This is a genomic window from Arenibacter sp. S6351L (genome assembly GCF_023016025.1).
GTDB lineage: Bacteria > Bacteroidota > Bacteroidia > Flavobacteriales > Flavobacteriaceae > Arenibacter > Arenibacter algicola_B.
The window spans coordinates 115977-136843 of record NZ_JALKBB010000013.1 but is presented as its reverse complement, the minus strand read 5'-3'; the positions used below and the strand labels follow the sequence as shown (position 1 = coordinate 136843).

The window sequence follows — 20867 nt, the reverse complement described above, 5'->3', positions numbered from 1 at the left end:
CTAGATTGTAATCGCGTTGTGTCCGCTTATTACCTGTAATCTTTGAATGTTTCATAAATAAGTCGATTTTGTGTCAACTTATTTTAGGACGGGACAGATTATTCAAAAAAAAAGCCACCTAATACAGGCGGCTTATATCTATGCTTTCAGATAAAGAAGGCTTTGTTGCAATTCTGGTTTGTCATTAATAAATTGCTTTAACCAGAGTTTTAATTCTTCTATTTCAAATGGTAATAGTCTAGTCACTGCTTTTTCTAGTTCTTTGCAAAATAACTTTGTATCGAAACTAACCTTTTGCAGTACAGTTTTGGTGTACTCTAACATAGCTCTTGCCATATTTTAAAATAATTTTAGGTTGCTTGGACTAAGATAACCAATAAAAGGTATATATTATTGCCGTCTTTCCGTTAAATAATAGATAAAAAGATGTTAAAGTCGATGAACATACAAATTCAAATGCTTTTTTACAATAAAAAAAGGATACTTGGACAACTAATTTTAGTTGGTGCCTCAATGAGCTTTATTGGGTGTAAAACATTAAATAACAACAGGTTAAACAAAAGTATTGGCCAGCAGATAAGCTCACAAACCGCCAATAATTACTTTCAGGGTCTATTGGTCTATGACCCTGCAACAAAAGACACCTTGTATAACCATAATAGCCAAAAATATTTTACTCCGGCAAGCAATACCAAGATAATTACGCTGTATACTTCCCTTAAAACCCTACCGGAAAAGATCCCGGCACTAAAATATATTGTAAAAAATGACACCCTTTATATGGAAGGTACTGGCGACCCAACTTTGTTGCATACTTATTTTGGTGACAGTACCGCAATAAAATTTGCCAAGAACTACAAGAACGTATCCCTCTATCTCAATAATTTTGAGGAAAGTAGGTATGGTCCAGGTTGGGCCTGGGAGGATTATGACCTCTATTTTAGCCCGGAAAGAAATAGTATTCCCTTATACGGCAATGTTGTAACCATTGCCAATAACGAGAATTTGGAAGTTATCCCTGAACATTTCAAAAACCAAGTAGTGCCCATTAGTTATGGAGTAAATCGGGAATTGTACAGCAATACCTTTTATTTCGACCCTCAGAGAAAAGATACCTTGGAGAGTCCCTTTATGATAGATAGCACACTTACAAAAACCCTCTTGGAAGAAGTCCTCCTTAAAAAGGTCAATATTGTACAAAAGATGCCGAATGCGGAAAAACAGGTATTGTACAGTGTATCTTCGGATTCTGTGCTTAAAAGAATGATGGAGGTAAGTGATAATTTTCTTGCGGAACAATTATTAATTTTGAGCTCTTCTACCCTTTCGGATACCCTAAATAGTGCTAAGTCCAGAAAATATGTTTTGGACAATTATTTACAGGAACTTGAACAACCACCACGATGGGTAGATGGTTCGGGGCTTTCACGATACAATTTGTTTACACCTGGAACAATGGTCTATGTATTGAATAAAATGTACCAAGAAATACCAAGGGAACGCTTATTCAACTTTTTCCCCGTTGGCGGCCTTACCGGGACCTTAAAAGGGAGGTTTAATGGTGATGACCGCCCATATATTTACGCCAAAACCGGATCACTTGGCAATAATTACTGCCTTAGCGGATATCTAATAACCCAGTCTGGAAAAACTTTAATATTTAGTTTTATGAACAACCATTTTACCAAGAGCAATAGTGAGGTAAAACAACATATGGAATCTATTTTTGAAATGATCAGGGACAATTATTGATCCAAGACCTTAATATGATCTACTTTGTCCGCAAATTTCAACAATAACAACTTGATTTTAGGGGCAATATGGGTTTTGCAAAATGGCTTATATGGATTTTTATAGTAATAGTCTTGAAAGGCTTTATCGGAAATTTTAAATTCCCTGAACGGTAGAACTTTAGTTACCAGGGGACTTTTAAAATTTTCCTGAAATTTCTGCAATGCCAAGTTCGATTTTTCGTAATCCGGAGTGTTAAAAGTATAAATGGCAGAACGGTATTTTTTTCGCATGCTATGGGCAGAAGTCGATTTATGGGTAAAAAGATGTATCAAAATTAAATCTTCCATACTAATACCCCTGTGATCATAATGAACAATTACAGCTTCGGAAAAGCAAGACTCCTCCCCTTCCGAAGCTACAAAACCTTGCTCCACACTTATTATTCCCTTTAAGGATTTATAGACAGCTTCAGTACACCAGTGGCAGCCACCTCCAAAGGCAATTTTATGATCAATTCCCATAATGGTTTGGTCGTATTACTTGTTGGAAAATAACCCATTCATTTTAGCGTATTGTAGTAGCATAATGGTCTTGGCATCTTTAATTTCACCAGTTTGTATCATTTCCACAGCTTTGTCAAAGCCCAACTCCAAAACTTCAATATTTTCTGTCTCCTCCTCAGCACCTCCCCCCGCGCCTATCTTCATTTTTTCTTCATATGATCCAATAAAAAAATAAAGGATCTCGGTTACGGAACCTGGCGACATATAGGATTCAAATACTTTCTCTACCTTGTCCAATTTATAACCTGTCTCTTCCTCGGTCTCTCTTTTTATACAGTCTTCGGGATGGTCTCCATCCAATAATCCGGCACATACCTCTATCATCATTCCGGAATCATTGCCATTTATATAGGTAGGCATCCTAAACTGTCGGGTAAGTATTACCGTTTTGTTCTTTTTATTGTACAACAAAATGGCCGCTCCATTTCCTCGATCATAGGCTTCTCGGGATTGGGACTCCCAACTGCCGTCCTCCCTCTGATATTCAAAAGTTATCTTTTCAAGTGTATACCAGTTATCGGATAATAACTGCCTGTTTATGTTTCTTACTTTTTTGTTGCTCACTTCTAGGAGATTCTTGTATTCATACAAAGCTAGGGTTTTTTAGACGCTCGGGAACGGCAAAAGAAAGTATTGCACCACGATTGGGAGATGAAATACTCTAATGGTTTATGATAAATTAATTGCCTTGTCACTTAGTCGGAGTTCCTATTTCAATTGCCTCATTGCCACTGCTTCTCGCAATAACGGATAGAGTTCTATAAACAAATATGCTCAAGGTAAACATTCATCCTTCAATATTCAATTTTTCAGCCTCCTACCCTTACACAGTAATGGCCTTGTTCAAATACCTTCTAAAGGGCAGCATTTCCGTATAAACCGAGATTACCTTCTCCTTAAAACCAGGTTGTAATATTTCTTTCTGGGTCAAGGGATGCATAACGGCAAAGGTTTTATTGCGCAATAGATCTATATGGGGATGGTCATTGGAAAAACCTTTAGGTGCCAGCTTTAGGGTTTCATCCACAACCAATTCCCCAAAGGTTTCTTTAAATGATTTTTTATTCAGAATTTTTTTGAGTTCTTCCCCGTCATAATCAATGGCTTCGCGAATACTGCGCAAGGTTTTTGGATCTGGTCTCCAAATTCCACCGGCCAACATAGACCGACCAAGTCCAATCTCAATATAAAAATCACCCGTATTGGGCGCCTTGTCCAACCCGGCCCCAAAATGGTCCTTGTAAGTAGGTTTATTGGGGTGAAACATTAGATTATTATTGATTCGATTTATGCCTTTCTTGCCTGGCGTACTATAGTATTCATTATCCACGGCCGCTAATGCAAGATCCAAATCATTCAACCATCCTATGTATTCATCCCTAACTTCTTTGTACCATTTTCGGTTTTTATCCATCCACTCCTTGGAGTTATTCTGGTTGAGCTGGGTCAGAAATTGAAACAGGGAAGTGAAATTCATTATTAGGAAATGTTATTATGGGTAATATTAGGAATTCATATTTTCTTTAAAATCGGTTATCCCCATCCAATAGGTCGCCCAAGCCGCCCAAAATACTGCCTTCCCCTTTGTCTTTTCCTCCTCTTGGAATAGATGCCAAGACCCTTCCGGCCAACCGGCTAAAAGGCAAGGACTGAATATAAACAGTACCAGGCCCCCTTAATGTGGCATAAAACAATCCCTCCCCACCAAAAATGGTGTTCTTGATTCCTCCTATAAATTCTATATCATAATCCACATCCTTGGTAAAGCCAATAATACAGCCCGTATCTACTTTTAAGGTTTCGCCTGGGCCCAATATTTTTTTAGCGGTGGTACCACCAGCGTGCACAAAAGCCATTCCGTCTCCCTCCAATTTTTGCATTATAAATCCTTCACCTCCAAATAGACCGCGCCCCAGTCTCTTTGAAAATTCTATACCCACTGAAACCCCTTTTGCCGCACACAAAAAAGCATCCTTCTGACAAATGAATTTGCCTTGAAACTCGCTTAGGTCTATCGGAATAATTTTTCCAGGATAAGGAGAGGCAAAGCTTACCTGCTTTTTGCCATGACCTATGTTTAAAAATGCTGTCATAAATAGGCTTTCTCCTGTAAGCAAACGTTTTCCGGCCGAGAATAATTTCCCTAGGACCCCTGTATCCTGATTGGAACCATCTCCAAAAATGGTATCCATTTTAATGTCGGAATCCATCATCATAAAACTCCCAGCTTCCGCCACAACGGCCTCCTGCGGATCCAATTCTATTTCCACATATTGCATTTCCTCCCCGTAAATTACATAGTCTATTTCGTGTGCGTTCATACTATAACTTTAATATTTTGAATTTTTTTTCAGACCATAAGTAACAAAAACAAGCGTTTTGTTACAATGTTGGATTAGTATTTTGGTACCTGGCTTCATTGATCAATTCATCCATTAGTACATTGATTGACTCATTGATTTATTAATAAATAAGGGCATTAACCTTTAACCTTAAGGGTCCATTCAAAATTAAAAGTAGAAACTACAATCCCTTCTTCGTTGACCCCAACCGATTTCATCCAGACGGTCTGCCCCTCGCCTGTTTCGATGGTTTTTTTAATGGCATCCGCAATAAGGTGGCCCTCCTCACAGGTAAAGGTAATTTTACCTGTCGCTTTTTTTGAGAAATTAGCATTGTTATTGGCCACTAGCATGGAAATATTCCTTCCGCTTTTTCTAATCTGGTTCATGACCATAGCTCCTGTAGTTAACTCAGCTGCCATTCCTTGAACGGCCCAAAACAAAGATTTAAACGGATTTTGATTTATCCATCTATGCCTAACCGTTACAATGGCCTTCTTTTCATCAATGTACCTTAATCGTACTCCTGTCCACCATACGGCGGGGAGTTTAAAAAAGCTGAACATGTTAATTTTACTTGCATCGGAAGCCATAGTTGTAGTTTAATTTACATCAAAAGTATATAAAATGTACGAACCTACAATTGTTAATAAATTGTTAAATTTTAGTACTTGGTTTTGCATAGTACCTTCTTTTAGATATATATTTGCATAGAAAGTTATTAGGTTTAAAAAGATCAGTCCATAAAAATAGCCTGGTTTAGCACCTAAAGATAGATTTAGCTACCACCAGATATTTTAAACGAGACACATGGCAAAGTAGCTATAGCAACCACTGGCAACACTAATTACAAAGCAATGACCGAAACACTGAGCAAACACGAAAAAAATTTGGCGGCAATAATACACGCCTCTACCTTTTCCAAGTATATTATTCCCTTTGGGAATTTCCTGCTTCCCCTAGTACTGTGGACAGCAAATAAAAAGGATTATAACTTCGTGGACCAAAATGGCAAACAGGCTTTAAATTTTCAAATCAGTCTCTTATTATATTCCATTATCCTAGGTATTTTCACTATTCCTTTTTTTATAGGAATTATACCGGAAATATTTCATCTGGGCGATTTTAACTTTTCCAATTTAAACGAATTCAACGGTCTTAATTTCGATTTCGACTTTCATCCATTCCATATGGGAAAATTGCTTTGGCCATTGGGAATAGCGGGAATTGCACAGCTGGGACTTTTCTTGGTAAATATAGTTTACACCATCTTGGCCACCATTCGTACCAGTGAAGGACTAGATTTTAAATATCCGATAAGCATTCAATTTATTAAATAATGTATAATACAATTAGTACTCATCACACTAATTCGAGAGTTTATTCATCCAATCAATCAAAAGTGAAACAGTAAAATGCGGACATCAAAAAAACGAACAGTTAAATTATTATAATCATGCAACTATGAATATTGAAAATACAAAAGCACAGATGCGCAAGGGAGTCCTGGAGTACTGCATACTTTCCATTCTCAATGGGGAGGATAAGTATACCTCCGAAATTTTGGACACCCTAAAAGACGCTAAAATGCTGGTGGTAGAGGGTACCATTTATCCATTGCTCACAAGACTAAAAAATGCGGGACTTCTTAACTATCGTTGGGAAGAATCTACCTCGGGTCCCCCAAGAAAGTATTATACCTTAACAGAAACAGGTAAGCTTTTTCTAAAAGAACTGGATACCACTTGGGATGAATTAAGAAATGCGACGAACCTCGTAACCAAAACAAAAAACAACTAAGAAATGAACAAGACAATAAATATAAATCTGGCCAATTTATTCTTTCATATAGATGAAGTAGCCTATACTAAACTTCAACGCTATTTAGAGGCCATAAAACGTTCTTTTGCCAATACAAGTGGTAGTGACGAGATAATAGCGGATATAGAGGCCAGAATTGCCGAACTGTTCCATGAAAAAATGGAAAACGAAAGACAGGTAATCACAGAAAAAGAAGTGGACGAAGTCATAGGCATTATGGGACAACCGGAAGATTATATGGTTGATGAGGACATTTTTGAGGATCAACCCAAAACTTCCAAAATCCCTGGACGGGTAAGAAAATTATATAGGGACATAGACAACAAATATATAGGAGGGGTATCTGCCGGGCTTGGGCATTATTTTGGTATAGACGCGCTCTGGGTTAGATTATTATGGATTTTGTTGACCATCTTTAGCTGGGGTGGGTTTGTATTTATCTACGGTCTATTATGGATACTAATCCCCGAGGCCGTAACTACTGCCCAGAAGTTGGACATGCGTGGCGAAGCGGTCAACATTAGTAATATTGAAAAAAAAGTAAAGGAAGGTTTTGACGATGTAGCCGAAAAAGTAAAAAACGTAGACTACGAAAAAGTGGGAAGCAAGGTAAAGGACGGTAGTCGAAGTTTCTTTAATGCCATTGCCGATATCATCATGTTTTTTTTTAAGATCATTGGCAAATTTATTGGGATTATCCTTATCATAATCGGTGCTGCGGGAATTGTTGCCTTGTTCGTAGGTATGTTTACCGTAGGAATTTTAGACATCGTACACCTTCCCGGAATAGATTTTTACTATATGGTAAATTCCACGAACACTCCGGTATGGCTGGTGTCCGTTCTTGGCTTTTTTGCTATTGGGATTCCCTTTTTCTTCCTTATGTATTTAGGCCTTAAAATTTTGGTGAATAACCTAAAATCTATCGGGAATATCGCAAAATTTACACTTTTGGGAATGTGGTTGATCGCCATAATTCTATTAGCAGTCTTTGGTATAAGGCAGGCGGCTGCCCATGCCTACACAGGAAGTGTTTCCACAGAAAAAGAACTGGCCTTCCAGTTACCGGAACAGCCCATAAAGATTAGCTTAAAATCTTCTCGCCTCCAAAATAATGGCAATGGCATTGGTATTAACGGTGTGGTACTGGATTATACAGAAAATGGGGAAGAAGTATTGGTATCGGAAGATATTCGTATCAACTTAAAAATGTCCAAAGATTCTATAGCAAGGTTGGAAGTACGCAAAAATGCGAATGGCAATACCTTCAAAAATGCAACCGAGACGGCCAATAATATCAACTATGGTTATGAAATACAAGGGAATACAATAATCTTGGACGATTTTTTAACTACGGCCAAAGAGAATAAGTATAGAGACCAAGAGGTAAGGATATATCTCTATCTACCGGTGGGTACCGTATTGACCTATGAAAGCGACAATAATCATTGCTGGATAATGAGTGCGCCATTGGATCGCAACATGTCAGGTTGTAAAATGACCAAATACCAATGGAAAATGGAGGACAGTGGTGAGTTGATATGTCTAAATTGCCCCGTAAAAGAAGAAGATAATGATGATAACAGTAATGGTAAAATTATTATCAATGAAGATGGGGTGGATATTGATCTAAAAGGGGACGGAGATAGTTTTAAACTTAAAATAGACGACAAGGGAGTACAGATCAAAACCAACGAGACCAAAAGTACCGATTTAAAAAAGGATACTGTTCAGTAGACTCTTTTAACAACTCAGTAATTTATAATGTGGCCAAAAAAACCTAATTCATAATTTTAAACAAACCATAAAATAGTAACTTTAATCAATCCTTGAAATACTCGCCCCCCAAGAGTTCATTACAAGACTCAAAAACAACAATCATGACAACACTAGCAAGAATTACCATCGTACTTATTTTGGCAATCCTATTTTCTTCCTGCGGCTTTGATATCAATATCGGACATGGCAAAAAAGGCAATGGAATTGTTAAAGAAGACAACCGCAGGGTGACTTCCGAATTCACGGCTATTTCAGTATCTGAAGGCTTGGACGCTTATGTTACCCAAGGCAATGATTTCGAAATTGTAGTAGAGGCCGACGAAAACATTATAAACCTGATTGGAACTGATATCAAAAATGGAACCTTAAGGATTCATGCCATTGAAAATATTGGTAGGGCTACAAAAAATGTATATGTAACACTCCCTGTCATCACGGCCTTGGAAACTTCCAGTGGTGCCGGCCTATCTACCAAAAATAAAATAGAGGCCGAAAGCATTGAATTGAGCTCCAGCAGTGGTTCCAATCTTCAAATTGAGCAACTCAAGGCCTACAATGTAATAGCGGAATCCAGCAGTGGCGCCCATATTAGAGTGGCCGGGAAAACAGAAACGCTTAACAGTAGTGCCAGTAGTGGCTCCGGAATAAAAGCTGAAAATTTAAGCGCGGCCAATTGTAATGCCAGTGCAAGTAGTGGTGCCGGTATTACGGTAAACGCATCCGAAACCTTAATAGCAAAAGCTAGTAGCGGGGGAGACATCCGCTATACCGGAAATGCAAAAGTAGAACATAAAAAATCGAGCTCCGGAAGTGTCAGTGCATTATAAAAGCTAGACCAAATATTAATAAGGATTCCACCTTCTTAAAATTTACAAAACCTACTGAGATTTCAGTGGGTTTTCATTTTCCAATACATCATCTTTCTTTATATTCGTTCCATAAATTATGTTATGAAAATAAAGATCAAAAAATATGTACTTCCGTTAAAGCACACTTTCAGTATTTCCAGGGAATCCCATGATTTTCAAGATTCTATGATCGTTGCCCTGGAACTGGATGGTAAAACGGGCTATGGGGAGGCAACATCGAACCCCTACTACAAAATAACCTTCGAAACCATGCAGACGGAGATTGAAAATGTCAGGGAGGAAATAGAGGATTTCAATTTTAGGGAACCCGAGGCCTTTCATGCGTTCTTGGTATCCAAAAACTTGAGCAATTTCGCTATCTGCGCATTGGATCTTGCCGCCAACGACCTGTATGGTAAAATATTGGGCAAACCATTATATGAAATATGGAATACGGACAACAGTAGTTATCCTATAACCAATTATACCATTGGATTGGACTCCATTGAAAAAATGGTGGCCAAGATGAAAGAAATGCCTTGGCCCATATATAAAATTAAACTAGGTACTGATAAAGATGTCGAGATTGTAAGGGAACTGCGCAAACATACCGATGCCATTTTCAGGGTAGATGCCAATTGTGCCTGGACAGCGGAAGAGACCATTGCTAATGCCCCATTATTGAAGGATTTGGGCGTTGAGTTTTTGGAACAACCGCTTAAAGCGGATGATTGGACAGGAATGGAAGCGGTGATGCATCAAAGCGTTCTGCCCGTAATAGCCGATGAAAGCTGTATAGTGGAAAGCGATGTGGAGAAATGCGCATTACATTTTAACGGAATCAACATAAAACTTACAAAATGTGGTGGCCTTACCCCGGCAAGGCGAATGATTAAAAGGGCCAAGGAATTAAACCTGCAGGTAATGGTGGGCTGTATGACAGAATCCACTGTTGGTATTTCGGCCATTGCCCAACTAATTCCACAATTGGATTATGTGGATATGGACGGCGCCATGTTGTTAAAGGAAGATATTGCCGACGGGGTTATCATTCAGGAAAATGGAAAAGTAATCTTTCCTACCTCTGGTGGAAGCGGAATACGTTTGCGTTGATGACTATTTATACTGATGGGTTCCCAGGTAGGGAATTGGATTTGGACCACAAGAAATTTTTGTATTTTGGAGGCACTTCCTATCTAGGACTGCAGACCGACGAGGCTTTTCTGGAAATTTTTATTTCCAATATCAGGAAATACGGCACCAATTATGGAGCATCCAGAAAATCCAATGTACGTATTTCAGTTTTTCAAGAAGCAGAACACTATTTATCCCAATTGGTGGGTTGTGAGTCCAGCGTCACTTTATCTTCTGGTTATTTGGCAGGACAATTGGTAAGACAAACTATGGATACCAAGGAGCATAGACTGTTCTATGCCCCCAATACCCATTCTGCCCTCTATTCCCCTACTCCATCAACAAAGCTAAAACCATATATCACTTTTACGGCCTTGAACATTGCCGTTAGAGCCCATTTGGAAACCAATAAAGAAACTACTCCCGTGGTATTTTTGGATGCCATTGATTTTTCAGGGGCCAATTATCCCGATTTTGAAGGATTGCGAACGCTACCTTTGGAAAGTATTATTCTGGTAGTGGACGACTCCCATGGAATTGGAATTGTAGGCGAAAATGGTGGAGGTGTTTTTCGCAGCTTGAAGGAATTAAATCCTAAAGAACTCATTGTTTGTTGCTCCTTGGGAAAAGGGTTTGGGATTCAGGCGGGGTCCGTTTTTGGAACTAAGAAGAGAATTGAACAGTTTACGAATACTCCTTTTTTTGGCGGGGCAAGTCCGGCGGCACCTGCAGCTGTGGCCTGTCTTATGGACGGAAAGACGCTCTTCCTTGAAAAAAGGGCTATTCTCATCAATAATATGGACTTATTCAAGTCCAATGTTAAAAATTTGGATAGATTTAAATTCATGGAGGGTCATCCGGCCTACAGCTTTACGGATGAAAAGCTTGTAAATTACCTGGAACGGCAAAATGTTTTGGTGACCAGTTTTCGTTATCCCGATGAGGATTCACACCTTATGAGCAGAATTGTAATAAGTGCCCATCATAAAAGGGAGGATATCCTTCTATTATGTAATATTATTAATTCCTATTTATAAAACGAAGCGGCCATCCTTTTTGGATGGCCGCTCTGTTTAACAATTCCCTTATATAAAATTAATTATCCCACCATACTGGGGTAACCGGGGTTTGTTGATTGGCCAAAACATTGGCCTCATTTCTATTCAACTCGGTTGAAGGATAAATAGCCCTTCTGAACCATTGTCCAAAAAACTCACTATCATCACTTGCTTCCTCCAATCTTATTTGCAGACCCGTGAAGACATCCGAAGAAAAATCATATCTTCTATAATCCACGAAAGTCTCTGGATTCAAAAAGTTATTTATGTATTTTTCCTTCATGATATGATGCAACATTAAACCTGCTTCACCAACGGCAATAGCGCCATCGGCCAAGTAATCACTTCCGTCCACATCGTACATCTCCATACTGGCCGAAATACCTTCCATGTAAGCGTCATATGCCGCCGTAGTAGAACCTGTACTTGTAGTGTTGCCTCCGTTGGCCAAGAAAGCAGCCTCCGCCTCAATAAATTTGGCTTCTGCATAACTGATCAGCAATAGAGGAGAATCTACACTGGTATAGTAACCATCGGTTTTAAAACGAGTGTTGGCATCACTACCGTCCGGGGCTACACCCGCTCCACCGCTCACAAATCCTTTCCACTCCGCTTCGTCCCCATTTTCGGCAAATATGGGCAGTCTTGGATCTATGGTAAGCGCTCCACTTTCAAATGGATAGTAATCCCCGTTCATAGAACTCACCAACTGGCTAGCTATATCGTTGCTCAGGTTACCTGTAGACCTAGCTAAAATTTCCGCAGAGTACCAAGGGTTGATGTTTTTCTCATTGTACGACATCTGAAAATTATCGTCATTTGAAGTAAAACCGTTGGCAATTGAAGTTAAAACCTCGCTGGCAGTAACAGTACCTTTGTTAACCAAATGCAACTGATATCTTGCTTTAACGGTATAGGCCGCCCTTAACCATTGATCGGAATCACCCCCGTAGATAAGATCCGAGCTTCCCAAATTAAAGCCCGAGTTATCTGGACCTTCCAACGCAGTAATGGCGGAATTTAGGAGCGTGAATATTTCCGTGTAAATTGCTTCTTGGGTATCAAAGGTTGGAAAATTATTATCCGGGCCGTCTGTAGCATCCGAATAGGGTATATTATCCCAAGTATCGGTAGCTATTCCAAGATTTATGGCAATAAGAATATCCGATATAGCTCCAATGTGTGTGGCATTGCTCTCAGCAGCCTTCTCCTTAATTGCCTTAAGATTAGGCAAAATATAAAGGTAAACCTGACTCCATAAGCCACTTGCTTCTGTTTGTCCTGCAGCTCCACCTCCGGTAGATACAAAATTCTGTACATAATTTCCAAAGGCCAATTCGGCAGATCGCTGACCTTCCATGGTGCTATGAATTACCGGTGCCATTAAATCCTGCATTCTCAACTCCTCCAAAGTTGCTGTATTGGAAGGGGTATTTACATCAAAATAATCATCACTACACGAAATCTGCGCAACTAAAAGAAGTGATAAAATTCCTGTTTTTATAATATTGTTTTTCATGTTTATCATATTTAGAATGAAATATTTAGACCGAAGGAGTAGCTTTGGCTCAACGGAACACTAAGTCCTGTAAAACCGTAAACGTTACTACCAGCACTATACTGGTTACCTTCTGGATCGAAACCATCAAATGGAGTCCATACAAGAATATTGGATGCACTAACAGAAAGGCTTAGTTTCTCCATTTTAAGATCCCTGGTAAATTTATTGTCCATGTCATAAGACAGACTAACATTGCGCAATTTAACCCAAGATGCATCCTGTACCAGTATTTCTGACGCCCTATTGTAGACATTTGAATTTCTATAGTAATCTTGATCTATCAAAGCTGGCGTAGTGTTGGTGGTAAAACCTCCGCTTCCATTGTCCATTACTCCGGACAGGACCACTTCTTCATCCCTAACCAAAGTACTCAAAGGATTACCGTTCCTGATAGAATTTCTAAGTCCGGAATCATAAAGATCTCCACCTTCCTTATATTCCAATAAGAAATTGAATCCTATTCCCTTCCATTTAAAATTACTGCCCAAGGAAGATATGAAGTCTGGAAAGGCATTACCAACCTTTACCCTCTCATCCAATACAATTTCCGGATAACCATTGGCGTCCAAATAACGTTCACCATTTTCGTATCTCCATTTATATCCATAAAGATTTCCCATGTTGTCACCGGCCCTAATTTCCGAAGTAATTCCGGCAAATCCAGAATCAGCAAAAATGATGGACTCAATATCCTCTGGAATTTCCAATACCTTTCCTTCACTAGTGGACCAGTTTAGAATCAACTCCCATCTAAAATCGTTGCTTCTAATAATGTCCGCACTAATCAACAATTCATGTCCAAATACCTCGTAATCCCCTGCATTTCTTGTAATTCCTGAAAGTCCGGAAGAATAAGCGGTTCCAACGGTAAATATTTGATCTTTAACACGTGTCTTGTAGTAGGCATAATCCAATCTGATCCTATCTTTCATAAATCTAAGATCCGCACCAAATTCTGTGGATTGGTTACGTTCCGGAACTATATCCAAATCTCCCAATAAGGTACTTCTTCTATATCCACCGGCACCGCCGAAAGGGAAATCCCCATCTACGACAAAATATTGTCCAACATCCCCAAAACCGGGTCCTTTACCTACCTCGGCCCAAGAAGCCCTAAGTTTACCAAAAGTAAAGACATCATTATCTCCAAATACATCGGAAACATCATAGGCCAAACTTGCAGATGGATAAAAGAACGATCTATTTTCTTTGGGCAAGGTAGACAACCAGTCATTTCTACCGGTTACCGTCAAGAACAATTTGTCTTTGTAACCCAATTTCAATTCTCCAAAGGCACCAACGTTACGTAGTTGTGTAACACTGTTATCCACAAAATAATTAATGGTATTTCCTATTTCATTAATTCCAGGAACGTTCAAACCTTCACCCCTAGCTTGGGCATAATCCCTTTTGGAATCGGAAATCTGATGTCCCAATGTAAGGTCTGTGGTAAAATCGTCCGACCAATCCTTGGTAAATGCAACCAAAAGGTTGGATTCCAAACCGGTAAAATTGATGTTTTGATTTAAGACAAATCCACCAACCTGTGAACCTCCATCCAAATCTGCACCAACATATCTATTTCTTTGATCGGAATAATTATCTATTTGGGCAGCGTAAGTAACATTTACCCATTCCTTAGGACTCCAGTTCAGAGTGGCATTACCTATCCATCTATTTACATTATCCATAAGGCTACTTGTTTCCATTAAATACCTAGGGTTGTCAATTATCCCAAAAGAATAATCCCTTTCGGTACCATCGGCATTCATATAGTCGTTTATTGGAAATGTCCCTGAATAATAGGAAAGAGCACTCATAACGGATTTATCCCCACCATTGGCCCTACGTCCGCCAGATTTGGTGTAGGATATAGAGGAATTTAATGTCAATTTATCAGAAATCTTATAACCCGCCTTTAACCTAAAATTATTCTTGGCGTAATCGGTGTTTGGAAGAACCCCGTCCTCTTGGTCTTTCCCCATAGAAAAGAAATAATCCAATTTTTCATTGGCTCCACTAATACTTAGGTTTACTTGGGAATTAAAGCCCGTTCTAAATATATCGTAAGGACTGTAAAATTGATCTCCTGTTAAATCGACCACTGTGCCATTGCCCAGGGTATAGGAATCATCAGAATATTTGGGTCCCCAGCTATAAAAAGAGGTGGCATTTTGCACCCTATTGAAACCGGTTTCGGAATCTGGATCGTATAGTGTCCTGGGAGCGCCACTAAATCCTTCCCTGTATGTAGTTTGTAAAGAAGGTGTTGTTTGTATATCCCTAAAGGTGGTTGAAGCCGTTAGATTAATTTTGGCCTTCCCTTGTTTTCCTTTTTTTGTTGTAATGATAATGGCCCCATTGGATGCCCTTACACCGTACAATGCGGTTGCGGCAGCTCCTTTAAGTACGTTGAAACTTTCAATGTCCTCAGGGTTGATATCCCCTGCCCTATTGGAAAAGGCAAATTGTTCGGAACTGCTGGCGGAGTTGGACCCTGCACTTGGTCTTACCTCTCCAGAAAAGGTATCGTTGTTCAAGGCAATCCCATCAACAACAATTAACGGTTGATTGCTCCTACTTGGGTTAACGGAAGTAATACCCCTTATCAAGATATCCACACCGCCACCTGAGGATCCAGATGTTCTATTGATCTGTACCCCAGCAACCCTACCTTGCAAACTCTCCATGGGGTTTGATTGCCCAGCAAGATTTAGGTCTTCAGTGTTAACTTGGGTTACGGAGTATCCCAGGGATTTTTGTTTCTTCTCCACACCAAAGGCCGTGACCACAACTTCGTCCAGTGCACTGGCATCTTCGGAAAGAACAATACTTAATTCAGCATTTGATGTAACCTTGACATCCTGCGATTTCATTCCCAAGTATGAGAATCGCACAAGGTCGCCTTGCTTGGCGGCAATAACAAAATTACCATCAAAGTCAGTGGTGGTTCCTGTATTGGTCCCAACAATTAAAACGGTAACCCCTGGAAGTGGCATACCACTTTCATCTTTTACGTTACCGGAAACATTTTGCGCAAAGCCATGCCAAGTAAGCATGAAGGTGCACAATAACAATAGTTTTTGTATCATATTAGTTTGTTTTTATTAATCTGAGCTAAAAGTCATAAAAAAATCATAAAAATCAAACATTGATCGCACGAAATGTGATTTATACAATAATAGCACTAGTTCTCAAAGCTTTTATCACAAAATTCAGGATATATACTGCTATTATTTAATTCTTTTTGATAAGATTTTTTTAACATATTCTCAGTTTCATATGTTAATATTCTAAAAAAGTCGTAACTTATTAGTATCTAAACTCATAAATGAAATCGTCATGAAAAAAATACTTGGAATAGTTTTCTTGATGTTGTTTTTGGTATCCGCGACCGAAATTGCATCTACAAAAATTCAAAACCCCAAAACCCTTGAAGGTACTTGGGAATTAGTAAGCTTTAACAATTACGATGGTAACGATGTTGTAAAGACCATACCTCCTACAGATGGCTACCGTCAAATTAAAATGTATTATAACGGAAAGGTAATGTGGACCCGATATGTACCCACAGATTCCATTGAATGGTTTGGCTACGGGTCTTATAAAGCTACCGATAGCACATTAACCGAAAAATTGGAATATATGTCCGCTTCCATGAAAAAAGTTGCCAATGAAAATATGGAATGGCATATGGAACTTAAATTGGAAGGGGATAAATTCAGCCAAATCTTTATTGATGCGGATGGGAACCGAATAAATTCTGAAAACTACAAACGTCTAAACTAGATTTAGGTTCTAGTAAGACTTTCCATTGAGGTATAACAAGTTTACACCCCATGACTAAAAAAAACGATCTGTACCTGGAACATAGGTTCCGAGTACAGATCGTTTCAAATTGCCCTTAATTTAAATATTATCTAAATTTTGGGAACTACTATAATATCGTTTAAGACGAAACTTCTTCATGGCTTTCAATGGTCGCCAAATATCGCTCCGCATCAAGTGCTGCCATACAGCCGGTACCAGCAGCTGTAACAGCCTGCCTATATTCTTTATCCTGTACATCACCGCTTGCAAAAACTCCGGGCTTACTAGTTTTGGTAGTTTTACCTTGGGTAATTAAATAACCGGTTTCATCCATTTCCAGTTGTCCCTTAAAAATATCGGTATTTGGTTTATGACCAATAGCAATGAACAATCCTGTAATGGCAATGTCCTCTTTTTCTCCGGTAACATTATTCACCATTCTTAAACCTTCCACAACCTGATCGCCCAAAACAGTATCCACTTCCGTATTATAACGGATTTCAATATTATCCAAGCTATTTACCCTATGTTGCATAGCCTTTGAAGCACGCATTTCGTCCCTTCGTACCAACATAGTCACTTTTTTACAAATATTGGCCAAATAGGAAGCCTCCTCAGCAGCAGTATCCCCTGCCCCTACAATTGCTACTTCCTGTCCTTTATAAAAGAAACCATCACATACGGCACAAGCCGATACGCCGCCCCCACGAAGCTTTTGCTCACTAGGGATGCCTAAATACTTCGCCGTAGCCCCAGTGGAAATAATTACGGTTTCCGCTTCAATAACCTTACTGTCATCTATAGTAACCTTGTGTATACCACCTACTTCATCACTGAAATCAACAGCGGTAGCCATACCTATACGAACCTCGGTACCAAATCTTTCGGCCTGCTTCTGCAATTGCATCATCATGGTAGGTCCGTCAATTCCTTCTGGGTATCCGGGAAAGTTATCCACCTCTGTTGTCGTTGTCAATTGTCCACCAGGTTCCATCCCGGTATACAACACCGGATGTAGATCTGCCCTAGAGGCGTATATAGCTGCAGTATAGCCTGCAGGTCCCGAACCAATAATCAACGTTTTTAAACGCTCTACTTTATCTGCCATAATAAAAAACTTCTATTATACTTGTTAGAAAGCAAAAGTAGGATTTTCAATAAAAAACTTACGTCAAAAGTTATAAAAAGTTATTATAAAACTAGTTGTATAAACTATGGATGCTAGCCCTTTTAACGGAAATGTTCCATTTTGTTGTAAAATTGGAAATACTTCTGCCAGAAGAAAACCTCTTCATTGCTCTAGGGGAAATATAAAAGCTTTTTGGTAGTTCTTAATTTAACTATCCCAACAAATTATAAGGCAAGACCATAAAGGGGATGCTTGAATGAAAACCAATTTGATTTATTACCGGTTTTAGAAAAAGATTCTCCAAAAAACTGTGCTTGTTCTTTACCATAACCAACATTTGGGGATGCAACTCGGAATGAATACTATTGATAGCCTCAATGATTCCTTGATCCGGTAATTCATGAAACTTATGTTTAGTTCCCGCAAGTAAATGGTCCAATTTGCTTTTGTTCTTTTTTTGCTCTTCATTGAGCTCATAACCAGATCGTACATGCATAATATCCAAAGTTGATTTATGCACCTTGGCTATAAACAACACCTGTTTTATCAATTCAAAATTATATTCTATTTCATAGTCGGTTGGAAATAGAATTTTCGTGGGCATCTTAACATCGAAATCAAAGGGTATGGCTAGTACAGGACATTTGGCCCTTTGTATGGTATGCACGGTACTACTGCCCAAAAATATTTCTTTTGCTCCAGTAGCCCCTTGGGTTCCCATAATTAAAAGGTCTATGTTTTTACTTTCTACCAGTTCATCAATTGCTTCCATTAAAACACTGAAGGCACTATAGGTTTTAAAAAGATGTTTCGGGTTATCGAATTCTGAAATGACCTTTAGTTTTAAATCTTCCAATTTTTTTTCGGAATCTGTACGATAAATATCCCCCAGCCCCAATTGTCCCGGACTGTGCAATAAGTACTCGGACTGATAAATAGCAGGAGTATAGGTGTGCAACAAATAAAAGGTACAATTCTCGTCTTTGAGCAAACGAACTGCATAGGAGATCGCTTTATAGGCATTATCGGAAAAATCCGTGGGTATTAAAATATTTTTCATCTCTTCGTGCTTTATTTATCATAAATAATGGTAAAAGTAAGACGGTAACAAACAGTACTTATAATATTTACCTTGAAGGGACTATGCATAACAAAATAGGTTTCAAGTCCCATTCTTAACTATTTTCCATTAAATTTAATAAGAACAAAACGATTAATTCATGATTTTAATCAGTTTCACACACTATGGTTTTTTATAATTTTACAATGGTATTTATTAGGGTTGCCAATATTTTTGCAATTTGTATTGCTCAAATACCCATTACCAGTATCAATTACATTTGGTTCGACAATCGATAAGAATAAAGAAAATAAATAACTGCTAAGTGAAATTTATAGACTACTACAAAATCTTGGGATTGGACAAAAGCGCCAGTCAAAGCGAAATTAAAAAGGCCTATCGGAAATTGGCCAGAAAACATCATCCAGATGTTAACCCCAATGATAAGGAGGCCGAAAAAAAGTTTAAGGAAATCAATGAAGCCAATGAGGTACTTAGCGATCCGCAAAAACGTAAAAAATACGACAAATACGGAAAGGATTGGGAGCATGCCGAGGAGTTTGAAAAAGCCAGGGCGTCCCAACAATCGGCCTACGGAGGTGGCGGGCAAAGTTATTCCCAAAATTATGGGGAACATGATTTCTCGGATTTTTTCGAATCCATGTTTGGAGGTTCCGGTGGCTTTTCACAAAGAGGCAAGGCTCGTTTTCGAGGCCAGGATCTAAACGCCGAGTTAAAATTGCACCTTAGGGATGTATATACGGCACATAAGCAAACACTTAATGTAAACGGTAAAAATATCAGAATTACCGTTCCTGCCGGAATTGAAAATGGGCAAACCATTAAAATTAGCGGTCATGGCGGCCCAGGACATCAAGGTGGGCCGAAGGGCGACCTTTATATTACCTTTGGTATCATAAATGATACAGATTTTAAAAGGGATGGCAACAACCTTTATACCTCTGTAGACCTGGACTTGTATACTGCCCTCTTGGGCGGAGAAATAATGGTGAATACTTTTGATGGACAGGTAAAATTGAAAGTTAAACCAGAAACGCAGAACGGTACCAAAATTAAATTAAAAGGCAAGGGCTTCCCTGTTTATAAAAAAACAGACGCTTACGGGGATTTGTATATTACCTACAATATTGTTACCCCTACCAATTTAACCGCCAAAGAGAAAGAACTTCTTAAGGAATTGGCTAACCTGCGAAAATAATTTTATCTATGAAAAGAGGAACCTGCACTAGGGCATCAAACAATCACCTTCAACTAATTTAATCCTTATGGAACAGGAATATATACTGATTACCGACTTTTGTACGAGTCACAATATAGAAACCCATTTTGTAATGGAGCTTTACGAGTATGGACTGGTAGATGTTGTGGTTAAAGAAAATATACATTATCTCCCTATTCAGCAATTGCCAAAAGCGGAAAAAATACTGAGACTTCATTCCGATCTCGACATCAATTTGGAAGGTATAGCGGTCATAACACGACTTCTAAATAGGATGGGAAAAATGCAAAATGAAATTACCCAGTTAAAAAATAAATTGGATCTATACAAATAGGGGCACATTTCCATAGGATTTGTATTTCCCCATTCCACTAACAAAGATCAAGGGATTTTCCAAATATTTGGATATCACCTATTAGGATTAAATACATATTCTTAGGACTTTTAAGAATTGAATTAGAATATAATTACCAAAACTGATTTATGTCATTTTGGACGAGGTCCTAAATACCTAATTTCGTCTTGATTAATAAAAACCTTGATTCCATGACGACATTGCTTAAAGTTGAACAGCTTATTTCCGAAGAAAGTAAAAACATTATTTCCAGAAACCTAAGTCGGATTTTGGATTTGAGAATATTGGATATTGATGTTATCAATAAGACAATATCGTTGGTCTACAATAACCCATTTGTATTGGACAAGGCAAAAAAGGAATTGGGCCGAGTAGGTTATTCCCTACAGACCCAATACCCTGTTTACTCTCCATTGTAACTGTTCCCTTTGGG

At 38.7% G+C, this 20867-nt stretch carries 21 protein-coding genes; 11 read left to right on the top strand and 10 right to left on the bottom strand.

Translation table 11 applies throughout. From position 1 onward, the window contains the following. Positions 1-138: 138 nt before the first annotated feature. Complete coding sequence (locus MWU82_RS12545) at positions 139-336, bottom strand: hypothetical protein (protein ID WP_031443636.1); 198 nt, start codon at positions 334-336, stop codon at positions 139-141. Positions 337-438: 102 nt separating this feature from the next. On the opposite strand from MWU82_RS12545, the gene MWU82_RS12540 reads away from it, so the two are divergent. Further along, positions 439-1752 carry a D-alanyl-D-alanine carboxypeptidase gene (locus tag MWU82_RS12540; protein WP_247096623.1) on the top strand — a complete coding sequence of 438 codons (1314 nt, stop codon included), beginning with the start codon at positions 439-441 and terminating at the stop codon, positions 1750-1752. Here MWU82_RS12540 and MWU82_RS12535 read toward each other — a convergent pair. The 5 genes from MWU82_RS12535 to MWU82_RS12515 all read right to left on the bottom strand — a co-directional run bounded on the left by MWU82_RS12535 (position 1746) and on the right by MWU82_RS12515 (position 5232). Next, a complete protein-coding gene (locus MWU82_RS12535) occupies positions 1746-2255 on the bottom strand; it encodes a peptide-methionine (S)-S-oxide reductase (protein ID WP_247096622.1) in 510 nt (169 codons plus the stop codon). The genes MWU82_RS12540 and MWU82_RS12535 overlap by 7 nt on opposite strands. A gap of 15 nt (positions 2256-2270) precedes the next feature. Next, complete coding sequence (gene nudK / locus MWU82_RS12530) at positions 2271-2861, bottom strand: GDP-mannose pyrophosphatase NudK (RefSeq protein WP_247096620.1); 591 nt, start codon at positions 2859-2861, stop codon at positions 2271-2273. A gap of 259 nt (positions 2862-3120) precedes the next feature. Continuing rightward, positions 3121-3774: a DUF2461 domain-containing protein gene (locus MWU82_RS12525; RefSeq protein ID WP_215948880.1), complete on the bottom strand. Its 654-nt coding sequence runs from the start codon at positions 3772-3774 to the stop codon at positions 3121-3123. 46 nt (positions 3775-3820) lie between these two features. Continuing rightward, positions 3821-4618, bottom strand: a complete 798-nt coding sequence (locus MWU82_RS12520; protein ID WP_247096619.1) for a TIGR00266 family protein — start codon at positions 4616-4618, stop codon at positions 3821-3823. 158 nt (positions 4619-4776) lie between these two features. After that, a complete protein-coding gene (locus tag MWU82_RS12515; RefSeq protein ID WP_215948878.1) occupies positions 4777-5232 on the bottom strand; it encodes a DUF4442 domain-containing protein in 456 nt (151 codons plus the stop codon). A gap of 264 nt (positions 5233-5496) precedes the next feature. On the opposite strand from MWU82_RS12515, the gene MWU82_RS12510 reads away from it, so the two are divergent. From MWU82_RS12510 to MWU82_RS12485, 6 genes are all read left to right on the top strand, one after another. Then, a complete protein-coding gene (locus tag MWU82_RS12510) occupies positions 5497-5979 on the top strand; it encodes a DUF4870 domain-containing protein (protein WP_215948877.1) in 483 nt (160 codons plus the stop codon). A gap of 124 nt (positions 5980-6103) precedes the next feature. Next, positions 6104-6439 carry a PadR family transcriptional regulator gene (locus tag MWU82_RS12505; RefSeq protein WP_215948876.1) on the top strand — a complete coding sequence of 112 codons (336 nt, stop codon included), beginning with the start codon at positions 6104-6106 and terminating at the stop codon, positions 6437-6439. A gap of 3 nt (positions 6440-6442) precedes the next feature. Beyond that, positions 6443-8197 (top strand): PspC domain-containing protein, encoded by a 1755-nt coding sequence (locus tag MWU82_RS12500; RefSeq protein WP_215948875.1) that lies wholly within the window; start codon positions 6443-6445, stop codon positions 8195-8197. A 143-nt stretch (positions 8198-8340) separates the two neighbouring features. Then, positions 8341-9066, top strand: a complete 726-nt coding sequence (locus MWU82_RS12495; RefSeq protein WP_247096618.1) for a head GIN domain-containing protein — start codon at positions 8341-8343, stop codon at positions 9064-9066. Positions 9067-9189: 123 nt separating this feature from the next. Then, positions 9190-10200: a dipeptide epimerase gene (locus MWU82_RS12490; protein ID WP_247096617.1), complete on the top strand. Its 1011-nt coding sequence runs from the start codon at positions 9190-9192 to the stop codon at positions 10198-10200. Then, entirely contained in the window at positions 10200-11258 is a 1059-nt protein-coding gene (locus MWU82_RS12485; protein ID WP_247096615.1) for a pyridoxal phosphate-dependent aminotransferase family protein, read from the top strand. Before MWU82_RS12490 ends, MWU82_RS12485 begins: the two co-directional genes overlap by 1 nt. A 58-nt stretch (positions 11259-11316) precedes the next feature. Here the strand turns inward: MWU82_RS12485 and MWU82_RS12480 are convergent, their stop codons facing one another. Both MWU82_RS12480 and MWU82_RS12475 read right to left on the bottom strand, forming a co-directional pair. Then, positions 11317-12798, bottom strand: coding sequence for a SusD/RagB family nutrient-binding outer membrane lipoprotein (locus MWU82_RS12480; protein ID WP_247096613.1), 1482 nt, complete (start codon positions 12796-12798; stop codon positions 11317-11319). 11 nt (positions 12799-12809) lie between these two features. Continuing rightward, positions 12810-15932 carry a SusC/RagA family TonB-linked outer membrane protein gene (locus tag MWU82_RS12475; protein ID WP_215948870.1) on the bottom strand — a complete coding sequence of 1041 codons (3123 nt, stop codon included), beginning with the start codon at positions 15930-15932 and terminating at the stop codon, positions 12810-12812. A gap of 250 nt (positions 15933-16182) precedes the next feature. Here MWU82_RS12475 and MWU82_RS12470 point away from each other — a divergent pair, with 250 nt between their 5' ends. Beyond that, positions 16183-16629: a hypothetical protein gene (locus MWU82_RS12470; RefSeq protein WP_215948869.1), complete on the top strand. Its 447-nt coding sequence runs from the start codon at positions 16183-16185 to the stop codon at positions 16627-16629. Positions 16630-16789: 160 nt separating this feature from the next. Here the strand turns inward: MWU82_RS12470 and trxB are convergent, their stop codons facing one another. Then, a complete protein-coding gene (trxB, locus tag MWU82_RS12465; RefSeq protein ID WP_215948868.1) occupies positions 16790-17758 on the bottom strand; it encodes a thioredoxin-disulfide reductase in 969 nt (322 codons plus the stop codon). A 232-nt stretch (positions 17759-17990) separates the two neighbouring features. Continuing rightward, complete coding sequence (locus MWU82_RS12460; RefSeq protein ID WP_247096612.1) at positions 17991-18839, bottom strand: universal stress protein; 849 nt, start codon at positions 18837-18839, stop codon at positions 17991-17993. Between the two features lie 325 nt (positions 18840-19164). Here MWU82_RS12460 and MWU82_RS12455 point away from each other — a divergent pair, with 325 nt between their 5' ends. The 3 genes from MWU82_RS12455 (at position 19165) to MWU82_RS12445 (ending at position 20853) form a co-directional block, all read left to right on the top strand. Then, a complete protein-coding gene (locus tag MWU82_RS12455; RefSeq protein WP_247096611.1) occupies positions 19165-20058 on the top strand; it encodes a J domain-containing protein in 894 nt (297 codons plus the stop codon). A gap of 67 nt (positions 20059-20125) precedes the next feature. Continuing rightward, positions 20126-20413 carry a chaperone modulator CbpM gene (locus MWU82_RS12450; protein ID WP_247096610.1) on the top strand — a complete coding sequence of 96 codons (288 nt, stop codon included), beginning with the start codon at positions 20126-20128 and terminating at the stop codon, positions 20411-20413. Between the two features lie 212 nt (positions 20414-20625). Then, positions 20626-20853, top strand: a complete 228-nt coding sequence (locus tag MWU82_RS12445; protein ID WP_247096609.1) for a hypothetical protein — start codon at positions 20626-20628, stop codon at positions 20851-20853. Positions 20854-20867: the final 14 nt, after the last annotated feature.

Coding starts and splice junctions, on each gene's coding strand:
- MWU82_RS12545 (WP_031443636.1), bottom strand. CDS start 336: ATGGCAAGAGCTATGTTAGAGTACACCAAAACTGTACTGCAAAAGGTT.
- MWU82_RS12540 (WP_247096623.1), top strand. CDS start 439: ATGAACATACAAATTCAAATGCTTTTTTACAATAAAAAAAGGATACTT.
- MWU82_RS12535 (WP_247096622.1), bottom strand. CDS start 2,255: ATGGGAATTGATCATAAAATTGCCTTTGGAGGTGGCTGCCACTGGTGT.
- MWU82_RS12525 (WP_215948880.1), bottom strand. CDS start 3,774: ATGAATTTCACTTCCCTGTTTCAATTTCTGACCCAGCTCAACCAGAAT.
- MWU82_RS12520 (WP_247096619.1), bottom strand. CDS start 4,618: ATGAACGCACACGAAATAGACTATGTAATTTACGGGGAGGAAATGCAA.
- MWU82_RS12515 (WP_215948878.1), bottom strand. CDS start 5,232: ATGGCTTCCGATGCAAGTAAAATTAACATGTTCAGCTTTTTTAAACTC.
- MWU82_RS12510 (WP_215948877.1), top strand. CDS start 5,497: ATGACCGAAACACTGAGCAAACACGAAAAAAATTTGGCGGCAATAATA.
- MWU82_RS12505 (WP_215948876.1), top strand. CDS start 6,104: ATGAATATTGAAAATACAAAAGCACAGATGCGCAAGGGAGTCCTGGAG.
- MWU82_RS12500 (WP_215948875.1), top strand. CDS start 6,443: ATGAACAAGACAATAAATATAAATCTGGCCAATTTATTCTTTCATATA.
- MWU82_RS12495 (WP_247096618.1), top strand. CDS start 8,341: ATGACAACACTAGCAAGAATTACCATCGTACTTATTTTGGCAATCCTA.
- MWU82_RS12490 (WP_247096617.1), top strand. CDS start 9,190: ATGAAAATAAAGATCAAAAAATATGTACTTCCGTTAAAGCACACTTTC.
- MWU82_RS12485 (WP_247096615.1), top strand. CDS start 10,200: ATGACTATTTATACTGATGGGTTCCCAGGTAGGGAATTGGATTTGGAC.
- MWU82_RS12480 (WP_247096613.1), bottom strand. CDS start 12,798: ATGAAAAACAATATTATAAAAACAGGAATTTTATCACTTCTTTTAGTT.
- MWU82_RS12475 (WP_215948870.1), bottom strand. CDS start 15,932: ATGATACAAAAACTATTGTTATTGTGCACCTTCATGCTTACTTGGCAT.
- MWU82_RS12470 (WP_215948869.1), top strand. CDS start 16,183: ATGAAAAAAATACTTGGAATAGTTTTCTTGATGTTGTTTTTGGTATCC.
- trxB (WP_215948868.1), bottom strand. CDS start 17,758: ATGGCAGATAAAGTAGAGCGTTTAAAAACGTTGATTATTGGTTCGGGA.
- MWU82_RS12460 (WP_247096612.1), bottom strand. CDS start 18,839: ATGAAAAATATTTTAATACCCACGGATTTTTCCGATAATGCCTATAAA.
- MWU82_RS12450 (WP_247096610.1), top strand. CDS start 20,126: ATGGAACAGGAATATATACTGATTACCGACTTTTGTACGAGTCACAAT.
- MWU82_RS12445 (WP_247096609.1), top strand. CDS start 20,626: ATGACGACATTGCTTAAAGTTGAACAGCTTATTTCCGAAGAAAGTAAA.